The 12,344-nt window shown below is 73.7% G+C and carries 9 protein-coding genes; 5 read left to right on the top strand and 4 right to left on the bottom strand.

Annotated elements, in window-relative coordinates:
- Window positions 1-29: 29 nt before the first annotated feature.
- The 5 genes from ASG70_RS00590 (at window position 30) to mscL (ending at window position 4,456) form a co-directional block, all read left to right on the top strand.
- Entirely contained in the window at window positions 30-1,766 is a 1,737-nt protein-coding gene (locus ASG70_RS00590) for a potassium/proton antiporter (RefSeq protein ID WP_082589851.1), read from the top strand.
- Window positions 1,767-1,893: 127 nt separating this feature from the next.
- Window positions 1,894-2,247 (top strand): FmdB family zinc ribbon protein, encoded by a 354-nt coding sequence (locus tag ASG70_RS00595; protein WP_056881926.1) that lies wholly within the window; start codon window positions 1,894-1,896, stop codon window positions 2,245-2,247.
- Between the two features lie 159 nt (window positions 2,248-2,406).
- Complete coding sequence (locus ASG70_RS00600; RefSeq protein WP_056881927.1) at window positions 2,407-3,243, top strand: S-methyl-5'-thioadenosine phosphorylase; 837 nt, start codon at window positions 2,407-2,409, stop codon at window positions 3,241-3,243.
- A gap of 35 nt (window positions 3,244-3,278) precedes the next feature.
- Window positions 3,279-3,986 (top strand): SAF domain-containing protein, encoded by a 708-nt coding sequence (locus ASG70_RS00605; protein WP_162253874.1) that lies wholly within the window; start codon window positions 3,279-3,281, stop codon window positions 3,984-3,986.
- A gap of 104 nt (window positions 3,987-4,090) precedes the next feature.
- The gene (gene mscL / locus ASG70_RS00610; protein WP_056881929.1) at window positions 4,091-4,456 is read left to right on the top strand and encodes a large conductance mechanosensitive channel protein MscL; all 366 of its coding nucleotides are present in this window, start codon (window positions 4,091-4,093) and stop codon (window positions 4,454-4,456) included.
- 79 nt (window positions 4,457-4,535) lie between these two features.
- Here mscL and ASG70_RS00615 read toward each other — a convergent pair whose 3' ends face one another.
- From ASG70_RS00615 to ASG70_RS00630, 4 genes are all read right to left on the bottom strand, one after another.
- A complete protein-coding gene (locus tag ASG70_RS00615) occupies window positions 4,536-8,741 on the bottom strand; it encodes an AAA domain-containing protein (RefSeq protein ID WP_056881930.1) in 4,206 nt (1,401 codons plus the stop codon).
- 9 nt (window positions 8,742-8,750) lie between these two features.
- Entirely contained in the window at window positions 8,751-10,109 is a 1,359-nt protein-coding gene (locus ASG70_RS00620; protein ID WP_156399749.1) for an MFS transporter, read from the bottom strand.
- A 60-nt stretch (window positions 10,110-10,169) separates the two neighbouring features.
- Window positions 10,170-10,928 carry a matrixin family metalloprotease gene (locus ASG70_RS00625; protein ID WP_056881931.1) on the bottom strand — a complete coding sequence of 253 codons (759 nt, stop codon included), beginning with the start codon at window positions 10,926-10,928 and terminating at the stop codon, window positions 10,170-10,172.
- A 235-nt stretch (window positions 10,929-11,163) separates the two neighbouring features.
- A complete protein-coding gene (locus ASG70_RS00630) occupies window positions 11,164-12,063 on the bottom strand; it encodes a universal stress protein (RefSeq protein ID WP_056881932.1) in 900 nt (299 codons plus the stop codon).
- Window positions 12,064-12,344: the final 281 nt, after the last annotated feature.

Consider the following 12,344-nt stretch of genomic DNA (forward strand, 5'->3'; position numbering starts at 1 on the left):
CCACTGACGGGGAAAGGACGTGACGGGCCGTGGGCACAGGCTTCACCGAACCGCCCGTCACGGTCGCGTCCGCCCTCACCTCGGACGCCGGCTCGTCCGCGTCCTTCACGCTGCACGACCTCACCCCGGCGCTGCTGGTGGGCTCCCTCGTCCTGCTCGTCGCGGTCGCGGCCGTGCGGCTGTCGGTGAAGTCGGGGCTCCCCTCGCTGCTCATCTACCTCGGCATCGGGCTGGCCATCGGCGAGTCCGGTCCGTTCGGGATCGAGTTCGACTCCAACGAGCTCACCCAGGTGCTCGGGTACGCCGCGCTGATCCTCATCCTCGCCGAGGGCGGCCTGAGCACGAAGTGGGAGGGGATCCGGCGCTCGGTCGCCCCGGCCGCGGTGCTGTCGACGGTCGGCGTCATCGTGTCGGTGCTGGTCGTGGCGCTGTCGGCGCGGTTCGTGCTGCACCTCGACTGGAACACCGCGCTGCTCGTGGGCGCCATCCTGTCCTCCACCGACGCCGCGGCGGTGTTCTCGGTGCTGCGTCGCGTGCCGCTGCCCCGGCGCATCACCGGCATGCTCGAGGCGGAGTCGGGGTTCAACGACGCCCCCGTCGTCATCCTCGTGACCGCCCTCGCGGCACGCAGCGCCGACCCGGCAGAGGCCGAGGGCTGGCTCACGCTGGCACTCAAGGCGGTCGTCGAGCTCGGTGTCGGCGCCGCGATCGGGCTGGCCGTCGGCTGGCTCGGTGCGCACTTCATGCGGAGGGCCGCCACCGGTTCCTCGGGCCTCTTCAGCATCGGGGTCGTCGCCCTCACGGTCCTCGCCTACGCCGCGGCGGCCACGGTCCACACCAGCGGCTTCATCGCCTGCTACCTCGCCGCCCTCGTCCTGGGCAACCTCCACCTGCCCCACCGCCCGGCCGTGCAGGGGCTGTCGACGGCCCTGGGCTGGGTGGCCCAGATCGGGCTCTTCGTCCTGCTCGGCCTGCTCGCCTCGCCCAGCAAGATGCTCGACCAGGTGCTGCCCGCGACCGTGATCGGCCTGGTGCTGCTGCTCATCGCACGGCCCCTGTCGGTCCTGGCGTCGGTGGCCCCTTTCCGCCTCGGCTGGCGCGACCAGGTGTTCCTGTCGTGGGCCGGGCTGCGCGGCGCCGTACCCGTCGTGCTCGCGACCGTGCCCCTCACCGTCGGGGCCCGCAACGTCGACTGGATCTTCGAGCTGGTCTTCGTCCTCGTCGTCATCTTCACCGTCGTGCAGGGGCCGACCCTGCCGTGGGTGGCCCAGCGCCTGGGGATCGTCGAGGACTACCGCACGCTCGACCTCGCCGTGGAGGCCACGCCGCTGGAGGAGCTCGACGCCGAGCTCATGCAGGTCACCGTCGGGCCGGCGTCCAAGCTCCACGGCGTCGAGATCTTCGAGCTGCGCCTCCCGCAGGGAGCCAACGTCACCCTCGTGGTCCGCGACGGCCACGGATTCGTCCCCGAGGTCAACACCGCGGTCCGGCGCGGCGACCAGCTGCTCATCGTCGCGACCGCCGGCGTCCGGGCCAAGGCTGAGAAGCGGGTGCGCGAGGTGAGCCAGGCCGGCCGGCTCGCCGGCTGGGCCACCCCGGTACGCAGCCGCGAGCCCAGGCCGGACCGGGGACCCGTGCGCGGACCCGCCGCTGTGGCGGACCGCGGCCCCGCCGGGGTCGAGCGGATCTCGGGCACCGCTGTGGAGCGGGCGCTCGCTGCGGTGGCCGGCCGCAGGCACGGGCGGGCCGGCGACGGGAAGAAGTAGGGCGCTCCCGGCCTTATAGTTGGCAGTCGAGAGGTGGGAGTGCCAGTCCTCGACCGTGGTCGTGACCGCACCCCACCGCCCACCGTCCGTCCCGGCCAGACCCGGCCGCCAGACCCTTGGAGGAACCGTGCCGACGTACTCCTACGCCTGCACCGAGTGCCAGCACCGCTTTGACGCGGTCCAGTCGTTCACCGACGACTCGCTCACCGTCTGCCCCGAGTGCGACGGACGCCTGCGCAAGGTGTTCAGCGCGGTCGGCGTCGTGTTCAAGGGCGGCGGCTTCTACCGCACCGACTCGCGCAACGGTTCCTCCGCCTCGGTCTCCGCCGCCAAGAGCGAGGGCGGTTCGTCGTCGTCCTCCTCCTCGTCCGACAGCAGCTCGACCTCCGGGTCCACCTCGGGGACCGGTACGGCGTCGAAGTCCACCTCCTCGTCGGGCTCCGGCTCCTCCTCGAGCTCCTCGGCCGGTTCGGCCGCCTGACCCCGCAGGCGCCCGGCCCCGCGCCTACCTGGTCTCACTCGCCTGACCTCACCTGCCCGGCCGGGCCCCGCTCGTCCACAGGGGACGTCGCTCCCACCTGTTGTCCACAGCGCCCCTCACCGCCCGGCCCGCAGCGCGCTCGCTGCGTAGGCTGGCCGCATGACCTCAGGGCATCCGCGCGCAGACCTCGGCCTCATCGGCGGCTCGGGCTTCTACGAGTTCTTCGACCACGCCGAGCGGGTGCGGGTGACCACCCCGTTCGGTGACCCCAGCGACGACGTCGTCATCGGTGAGGTCGACGGCCGCCGGGTCGCCTTCATCGCCCGCCACGGCCAGGGCCACCGCTTCCCGCCGCACAAGGTCAACTACCGCGCCAACCTCTGGGCGCTGCGCTCGGTCGGAGTCCGGCAGGTCCTCGCCCCCTGCGCGGTCGGTTCGCTGCGGCCCGAGCTCGGCCCCGGTTCCGTGGTCGTGCCCGACCAGGTCGTCGACCGCACCTGGGGCCGCGAGCACACCGTGTACGACGCGGAGGGCTCGGTCGTCCACGTCGGGTTCGCCGACCCCTACTGCCCCCGCGGTCGAGAGGTGGCCACCAAGGCGGTCCACGACGCCGGGCTCGAGGTCGCCGACTCGGGCACCCTCGTGGTCATCAACGGTCCCCGCTTCTCCTCGACGGCCGAGTCGCTCTGGCACCAGCAGGCGGGCTGGTCGATCGTCGGGATGACCGCCATGCCGGAAGCGGCCATCGCCCGTGAGCTCGCGATGTGCTTCACCACCGTCGCCCTCGTCACCGACCACGACGCCGGCGTGCACGGCGGTGAGGCGGTCACCCACGAGGAGGTGCTGGCCGTCTTCGCCCGCAACGTCGACGCCCTGAAGTCCGTCCTCCGGTCGGCTCTGGGCGCGATGCCGGAGGCGGAAGCCGACGACAGCGCGACGTGCGCCTGTCGCCGGGCTCTCGACGGCATCACCCTTCCCTTTGAGCTGCCGGCCTGAGCCATGGGCTCCTCGCCGACACCCGGCCCGCGGCCGTGAGCCCCAGGCCGGCCAGCGGGGTGGAGCTGTCAGCAGCCTGGCGGTGGCTGCAGGGCCCGGGTCGGCGCCGGGCCTGGCGTCGACGGGTCCTGCGACGCGGTCTGGCCGCCCTGTGCGCGGGCGCTGCGGTGCTGGGTCTGGTCGCGGTGGCTCGCTCCCCCGAGCGGAGCCGGCTGGTGGCCGTCGTCGTGGCGGCCCGCCCGCTGGCCGTCGGCGAGGTCGCCACCCCCGAGGCGGTCCGCACCGTGCTGTTCCCTGCCGACCTGGTCCCCGACGACGCCGCTCACCAGCTCGCCCAGGTCGTGGGCAAGCCGGTCACGGCAGCGCTCAGCGCCGGCGAGGCCGTCACCACGCGCCGGGTCCGGCCCGAGAGCGTGCTCGCCGGTCAGCCGATCGACCTGGTCGCCTTCCACGTGACCATCCCCGACGTCCGGGCCGTGTCCATGGTGCGTCCCGGCGACCGGGTCGACCTCGTGGGGCCGACCGGCATCGTCGCCCACAGCGCACCCGTCCTCAGCGTCGACCCAGTGGTGACGACCGACTTCGGCTCGGTGCTGCAGGGCCCGGGCTCCTCCAGCGGCTACGACCTCAAGGACGCCGGCGTCGTCGTGGCGGTCGACCAGCCCACCATCCTCGGCCTCGCCGCCGCCCAGCAGGACGCCCTCGGACGGCCCCAGCTGTCCCTCGTCCTGCGCCCTCGCTGACGCACCCCCGCCAGAAGGCCCGGCGCTCGGGACGTTCGCGCCGGCGGCCTGCGCCGCTACCGTGAGTCTGGTCAACCTCATTCCAGGAAAGGGCCGGGATTTCCATGAAGGGTTTCAAGGACTTCATCATGCGGGGCAACCTCGTCGAGCTTGCCGTCGCCTTCATCATCGGCTCTGCGTTCGCCGCAGTGGTCACCACGTTCACCAAGATCATCATCGAGCTGGTGGGCAAGGCCGGGGGTGCCAAGAACTTCGACGACTTCAAGCCGGGCGGCCTCCTGTCGGTAGGCCCGTTCCTCACCGCGCTGTTCGCGTTCCTGCTCATGGCCTTCGTCGTCTACTTCTTCGTGGTCAAGCCGTACGAGGCGGCCAAGGCACGGTTCACCCGGGCGCCGGAGGTCGACGAGGCACCGGACGAGAGCGTCGTCCTGCTGCGCGAGATCCGCGACGCCCTGAACCGGCCGGTCTGAGCCACCCAGCAAAGCCGAAGGCGCCGGGACCCCGACGGGTCTCGGCGCCTTCGGCGTCCAGCGGCACCTGCGTAGGACGTCAGTCCCTGCCCCAGTGCGGGGGCCGCTGCTCGAACAGCCACCGGTCGTGGGCCGAGAGGTCCTCGCGCTCGCCCCAGCCGGCGTCGGTGTCGTCCTTGGTCTGCTCGGGCTTGGAGGTCGCCCGGCGTCCGCGGACCCGGCGCTTGCGGGCGCCGACGTCGGGTGCCGGGGTGAACTCGTCGGGTTCAGCCTCGAGGCCGTCGAAGGTGAGCTGGGCCTCCTCCGGCGCCTCTGGCGGAGCGGGCTGCTGCTCGACCACGACCGGCGGCTGGGGCTCGAGTCGGGTCGCGGCAGCCGTGGCTCGCCGGGGTCGAGCGGCCTCCTCGACGGCGCGGCGCGCCGCAGCCCGCTGCACCGCGGCATGCACCCGCGACACGTCCCGCGCGGGGTCGCGGAACAGGTCGGTCGTCCAGACGCGCAGGTGCTCCCACCCGAGGCGCTCGAGCTGCTCACCCCGCAGCCGGTCACGGTCACGGGTGCTGTGCATCGCTGCGTACTCCAGGCCGTCGGTCTCCACGGCGACCAGCACCTGACCGGGACGCTCCGGGTCCTCGACCGCGAGGTCGATGGGGTGGCCCGCCCCGCCGAACGCCTCGTGCACCACGAGGCCGGACTGGCGCAGTCGCCGGGCGAACTCGGCGCGGACCGGTCCCCCGGTCACCACCGGCAGCGCCTCCGCTGCGACGGCCTCGGGGACCGGTGCCGTGCTGTCCTCGTCGGGCGCGTCGAGGAGCTCCGCGGGGGCGTCCGCGACCTCCGCGGGCGCCATGGCCTCACCCGTCTCTGCCGGGTCAGCGACGGACCCAGCGTCGGTGTGGGCGCCGGGGAGCGAGCCGTCAGCGGCGTACGCGAGGTAGTCCCGCAGCATGACCGCTCCCCGGGCCTTGAGCCGGGTCGGGTCGAGGTCGGAGGCGAGCAGCGACGAGACAACCGTCATCCGGCGACGGGCGCGGGTGATGGCGACGTTGAGCCGCCGCTCACCGCCCTCGAGGTTGAGCGGGCCGAACCGGTGCAGCACCCGGCCGTGCGGCGTCTTGCCGTAGCCGACGGACAGGATGATGGCGTCGCGCTCGTCGCCCTGCACGCGTTCGAGGTTCTTGACGAAGAAGCGCTCGGGGCGGTCCTCGTCGAAGAAGTCGCCGACGCCGTCGGCCTCGAGCAGCGCCCGGCGGAGTGCGTCGTCGAGGCGGGTGGCGTGCTTGATGCCGAGGGCGATGACGCCGAGCGACTCCTGCGGCCGGGTGCGCGCGTGCTCCAGCACCAGCTCGACGACCCGGCTCACCTCGGCCTCCGTCGACTCGATGGCCTCCTCGCCCGGCTGGACGACCCCGGAGCCGTCGACGGGCTCGAGCCGGACGACCGGGTCGGTGCCCCTGCCGGGGAAGGTGACCAGGGAGCCGTCGTACATCTCCCGGTTGGCGAACGCGATGAGCCGCTCGTCGAGCGAGCGGTAGTGCCAGGACAGGCGGCGCGTCGGCAGCGCGGCGGTGAGCACGTCGAGGACCGACTCGAACCCCTCGGTGAGGGTGTCGTTGTCGGTGGCGAGCTCCTCGTCGACCGCGGAGGTGAAGAAGCTCGTGGGCGGCAGCTGACGCTCGTCGCCGGCGACCACGACCTGGTGGGCGCGCGAGATGGCAGACACGGCCTGGGCAGGCGGGATCTGGGACGCCTCGTCGAAGATCACGACGTCGAACCAGCGTCCCGGCGGCAGCACCGACGCCACGACCAGCGGCGACATCGCCCAGGCCGGCTTGGCAGCCGTGAGGGTCTCCCCCGCCCGGGGCAGCAGGTCGCGCAGCGGGCGGTGCCGACGGGACTTGCCCGCCTCGGCGCGCACGAGCGCCTCCTGCTCGGGGTGGTCGGCGAGCACCTCGCGCAGCCGTCGACCGGCACCGGCGCGGACGCGCTCGGCGCTGGCCTGCAGGTGGGCGTGGTCGGCGGCGACGTACTCGCGGGCCACCCGCTGCAGCTGTGCACCGTCGTGGGCGCCGTAGCGGGGGTCGCGCACGACGAGGTCCTCGGACAGCGAGGTCCACCAGACGAAGTCCATCTCGGCGGCGACGTCGTCGGGCTCGACGCCGCGGCGGGCCAGGTCGTCGACGAGGGCACCGAGCCCGGAGGCGCGAAGGTCGTCAAGGACGCCGAGGACCCGCGGCACCACGGTGAGCCGGTCGGGCCGGGCGTCGAGCTCGGCCATGCGCATCCTGAGCTCGGGCAGCGGCGCTCCCATGAGGTCGCCCCCGGCGGGCGTGGTGGCCAGCCGCTCACCGAGCCAGGTGAGGTCGTCGGCGACAGCGCGGTATGCCGTGCGGGCACGGTCGAGGTCCACCGGGATCTCGGGGCGCCCACCGGCGCCGGCCATCGCCTGCCAGGAGGTGCGCTGCTGCTGGGCGTCGAGCAGGGCTGCGTGCAGGTCGGCCGGCGGGGGGCCCGGGCGCAGCAGCGAACGGGCCTGGCGGCGAAGGCGCCAACGGGCGTAGGCACCGAGCGCGACGCCGTCGGCCTCGCGGTAGGCCTTGGACCCGGTGGCGGCGACGAGGTCGCCCAGCGGGATGTCGAAGACCTCGGGGCGGAACACCTCGAGGGTGTCGCGGACACGGCCCACCGACTCCAGGACCGCACCCCAGTCGCTGACGCGCTCGGCCTGCGGGAGGCTCACCTCGGAGAAGACCTCGACCATGGTCTGCTCGACGTCCTGCAGCTCGCCCTGGCTGAGCCGGCTCGTGATGTCGCGGGCACGGAGGGCCTCCTCGGAGGTGGCGATGCGTGCACCGAACCACGGGTCGGTGTCGGCGCCGGTCGACCAGGCGCCGAGCGAGGCGGCCTCGGTGAGCTCGCGCCCCAGCTCCTGCACCCGGCGCCGGTCGAGCCCGGCGAGCTGCTCACCACGCAGCCGCACCCGGGACGTGGGCGGGTGCGCGGTGTCGCTGAGGGTGGCGATGGCCTCCTGCGCCTGGTGCGCGGAGACGCCCCACGGCTGGCGGACCTCGTGGAGCGCGGCGGCGTGGTCGACGAGGGTGGCACGGCGCTCGACGAGGGTGCGCTCGATCTCGGTGGTGTCGGGCTCCCGGGTGGCGGTGCCCCGCTCCAGCGCTGCGCCGAACTGCTGGGCCAGGCGTCGCTTGTTGCTGGCTCCGTCGTAGGCGTCGAGGACCAGGTCACCCAGGCCGACACCCTCGAGTCGGCTGAGCACGGCGTCGATGGCGGCGCGCTTCTCGGCGACGAAGAGCACCCGCTTGCCCTCACCGGCGAGGCTGGCGACGAGGTTGGCGATGGTCTGCGACTTGCCGGTGCCGGGCGGGCCCTTGATGACGAGGTGGGCGCCCGAGCGGACGGCGTCGATGGCGGCCTGCTGGGTGGAGTCGGCGTCGAGGATGAGCAGCTCGTGCGACGGGTCGGCGTCCGCGGGCGACTCGGGCACCTGGGTGCGCACCGCGCGCAGGGCCCCCGGGTCACCGGCGAGCGCGGCGACGACGTCGTGGTCGGCGAGCGCGCTGCCCTGCGCCGCGAGGTCCGCGACCATGGGCAGCTTGGCGTAGGAGAAGGTGCCCACGACCAGCCGCGGGGTGACGTGGAAGTCCGGGACGGCGGAGCACAGCTTGGTCAGCTGCTCGTAGACCGGGTAGGGGTCGAAGTTGGCGCCCGTGGTGGCCAGGTCCTCGAGGGCCTCGCTGTCGAGCTCGAGGCCCTGCTCGGACCGCAGGTAGTGCTCGAGCACGGGGTTGAGCTCGACGTCGTTGCCGAGGTCGAGGTCGAAGTCCTCGCGGGCGGCACCGGTGGGCCTGAGCACGCAGGAGCGCAGCAGGACGGGGGCGGCCGGGGGCCGGGAGGCGCCGCGGACGGTCCACGTCGCCATACCGATCGCGATGAACCCGGCCGCGATGCCGCGCTCCTCGGACAGCTCGAGGGTCTTGGAGCGGATGGTGCGGGCGCGGCGCCGTGCCTCGTCGAGGGCCGCGGGCTCGCGGACCAGGTCGGAGAGGCGGGTCGGGCGGCCGGCGAGGAGCATGGCGAGGCCGCCGGGGTGTGCGGTGGTGAGGTCGAGGGTGCCGCTGGGCAGGTCGCGGTACCAGAGCAGGGTGTTGCGACCGCCGAGGTCGACCAGGTGGCGCTGCCAGGTCTTCACCGCGGCGGCGACGCGCTCACCACGGGGGTCGCTGTCGGCAGCCGGGGCGGTGGGGGTCTCGTCGGTCGGCTGGTTCACCTGTGCAGGCTAACGAACGTGGCTGTCGACCGGGTCCAGTGTCGGCGGCGTGTGGCCGGCGTGCGCACCGCCGTCTCGCGGGCCGGGACCGGCATCCCGCAGGAACGCCGCGGTGAGCCCGATCGTGGCCGCCACCACCGCTGCGCCGAGGCCCAGCACGGAGTACCCAGCCGTGCCCACCACCAGCCCCGCGAGGGCACCTCCGCCGCCGGCGGCCAGCCCCATCACCAGGTCGGACGCGCCCTGGGCGCCGGCGCGGTCGGCGACCGGCACGGCGCCGGCGATGAGGGTGGAGCCGCTGACGAGGGTGCACGACCAGCCGGCGCCGAGGAGGAACAGCCCGATGGCGAGGCCGGGCGACCACCCGGTCGGCGCCTGGGCCGCGAGCAGGGTGGCCACCACGAGCACGACGGAGCCCACCATCGCCACGGGACGGCCGCCGAACCGGTCGACCGCGGTCCCGACGAGCGGGGAGAGGGCGTACATGCCGAGGATGTGGATGCTGATGACGAGGCCGATCAGGCGCAGGGTCGAGCCACCGTGGTGCATGTGCAGCGGGGTCATGACCATGACGCTGACCATCGTCATGTGGCCGAGCGCGACGGCGACCAGCCCGAGCAGGGCAGCCGGGCGCTGGCGGACGACGCGGAACCCGCGCACCACCGAGCCGTGCGGCGCCTCGACCTCGTCGTCCGAGCCGGCGTCAGCCGCGGCGGCGGCCGCGGCGGCGCGGGCGCGTTCGCGGGAGAGCAGGAGCGGGTCGGGGCGCAGGCGCAGCGTGATGAGCACGGCCGCGAGCACGAACCCGGCGAGGGAGAAGACGAACGCCCCGGTCAGCGCCGGCAGGTGCAGGGCGTCGGCGACGGTGCCGGCGAGCCCGACGAGGTTGGGCCCGAGGACGGCGCCGATGGTGGTCGCCCAGACCACGACGCTGAGGTCGAGCCCGCGGTGGCGGTCCTCGGCGAGGTCGGCCGCGGCGTACCGCGCCTGGCTGTTGGACGTGGTGGCGCCGCCGAACAGCACGCTGCCGAGCAGCAGGAGCGGGAAGCTGCGCACGACCCCCGCGGTGATGAGCACCACGGCCCCGACGATGCCGAGCAGGTAGCCGAGCCCGAGCCCCGGGCGGCGGCCACGACGGGCCATGAGCCGGGCCATCGGCACCGCGATGAGCGCGCCGCCGAGCACCTGGAACGTGCCGCCGAGGCCCGCGAGGTCGGCGGAGCCGCTGACGTCCTCGGCGAGCAGCGACCCGACGGCCACGCCGCTGGCGACGCCGACGCCGCCGAGCACCTGCGACCCGACGAGGGTGGCGATGGTGCGGCGCTGGACGGCGGGGTCGTTCACGGCGTGGTGGCGGGCTGGGCTCACCCGGCGAACGTTAGCCCGCCGGGTGAGCCGGTCGCGCCCGGGAGGGGGTGCCCCGGTGCGTCAGCTGAGGTCCGCCAGCGGCATGTACGCGGTGTTGATGCAGCCCGCGGCCCGGCCCGACTTGTAGAGGCCGTAGCGGTCGCCGGAGGCGAGGCCGCTGGGCGAACGGCTGGTGAGCGTGGGGTACATCTGCTGGGTCGTCGTCGAGACGTGCTGCAGGCCGAACGCGTGGCCGAGCTCGTGCAGCAGCAGGTTGGTGCGGCGGGCGCCCGCGCCGAAGCCGGCGGAGGTCTGCGCCAGCATCTGCGGGGTGTCGATGACGACGAACCCGCGCAGGGCCGCGGTCGTGTAGGTCGTCCGCCCGCTCGAGGTGCGGGAGACCCAGGCGCCGTAGAGGCCGCCCTGGCCGAGGATCGAGCCGGAGAGGTCGTACCTCGTCCTCGTGGGGCTCGTGTAGGCCACGACCAGCTCGGCCGACTGCTTGGCCATCGAGCCCGGCGTCGGCACCTCGGTCGAGTATCCCTTGTAGGAGAAGGTGAACCCGGTGTAGCTGGCGATGCGGGCCACGGCGGTCTTGGTCTCGGAGAGGACCGCGGTGCGCTGCGCCAGCGGCACGGCGGCGAGGTTCGCCTTCCACGTGACGGCCTTCTGGCAACCGTTCCAGCGCAACGGGACCGACGTGCCGTTGGGCAGCTTCATCGTCGTGAGCTTGTAGGTCGCGGTGGCGCCGGACGCGGCTTGCGGCACCGCCGTGGCGATCGCCGAAGCGAGGCCGAGCGGGGCCAGGGCAGCGGTGATGAGCGCGAGAGACTTTCGCATTGGGGGACGTCCTCCGGGAGTGAGCAGATATGGGGGTCACTGCTCCTGCGTTCACCACGCTAAGGCCGCCCAACGGGTGCTCCGCGCCTCAGACGGCTGGTTCAGCCCATTCGGATGAGCACGTCTCCGCCAAGTGCATGAGTTACACGGGTGTCATCGTCGGTGGTCGGCACCGGTGTGAACGCACGTGGTCGGCACCGAGGTGAGCGGTCGGCGCCTCTGGTCCGGCGCCTTCTCAGCGCACGACCATGACGGGGCAGCCGGCTTCGTGGATCACGGTGTGGCTGACCGAGCCCAGCATGAGGCCGGCGAAGCCGCCGCGGCCGCGGCTGCCCACCACGAGCAGCCCTGCGCGGGCACCGTACGGCGCGAGCACGTGCCCCGGTTCGCCGAAGAGGACCTCGGTCTCGACCTCGACCTCGGGGTGCGTGGCGAGGACGCGGTCGCGCGCCCGGGTGAGGATGGTCTGCGCCCGCTCGCGGACGGCGTGCGAGTGCTCGGTGCCGGCGGCGTGGTCCTCGACGTAGGCCCACCCCTCCGGCGAGCGCAGCCGCCCGACGTGGACGATGCGCAGCGGCGCGCCCGCGGCGGCGGCCATCTCGGCGGCGCGCGCCACGGCCCGGTGCGAGGCGTCGCTGTCGTCGACGCCGACGACCACCGGGTGGCCGGTGTCGGGGTGGACGACGGTCTCGCCGCGGACGACCACGACGGGGCTGAAGGCATGCGCCGCAACGGCATACGACACGGAGCCGAGCAGCCCGGCGGCCAGGCGACCTCTACCGCGGGAGCCGATGACGACGAGCTCGGCGTCCTTGGACGCGAGCACCACCTCGGCCGCGGTCGTGCCGACGACGATGACGCCGTCGACGTCCGGCGGCTTGGCGAAGTTCTTGGCCCGCTCGACGCCGCGGTCGAGCGTCGCCTGGGCGCCCTCACGGATCTCGCGGGGCAGGTCGTCGGGTGAGTAGACCGGGTCGAGCGGCACCGCCGCCATGTCGACGCAGAGGACGACGGTCAGCGGCTTGGCCTGGCGCCGTGCGGCGGCGGCCGCCCAGTCGAGCGCGACCTCGGACCCGGGTGACCCGTCGAAGGCCACGACGATGCCCCGACCGGTGGTGCCACTGCCTGCGTCCATGACGCCCTCCTGTCCATCGCGTCCCCGGGCCCTTGTGCTCAACCCGACGATCGAAACGGGGGTCGCAACGCGCGGAGCGGGGTCAGAGGAGCCGGTGAGCGACGACGCGCAGGGAGCGCCGCGCCCACCGGCCCGACTCCATGATGTGGCTGCCGGACGGTGCAGGTCAGGGCCGTTGGTCCCGCCCGACCTGCAATTTAGTGCTTGACGCATCTAATTCAGAGGAGGATGGTCGAGGTGACGCAAAAGCCGCATATCGCCAACCCGGCGACGTCGCGGCC

The sequence above is a fragment of the Phycicoccus sp. Soil748 genome (assembly GCF_001428025.1).
In the GTDB taxonomy this organism is placed as follows: Bacteria; Actinomycetota; Actinomycetes; order Actinomycetales; family Dermatophilaceae; genus Pedococcus.

Coding starts and splice junctions, on each gene's coding strand:
- ASG70_RS00600 (WP_056881927.1), top strand. CDS start 2,407: ATGACCTCAGGGCATCCGCGCGCAGACCTCGGCCTCATCGGCGGCTCG.
- mscL (WP_056881929.1), top strand. CDS start 4,091: ATGAAGGGTTTCAAGGACTTCATCATGCGGGGCAACCTCGTCGAGCTT.
- ASG70_RS00625 (WP_056881931.1), bottom strand. CDS start 10,928: ATGCGAAAGTCTCTCGCGCTCATCACCGCTGCCCTGGCCCCGCTCGGC.
- ASG70_RS00630 (WP_056881932.1), bottom strand. CDS start 12,063: ATGGACGCAGGCAGTGGCACCACCGGTCGGGGCATCGTCGTGGCCTTC.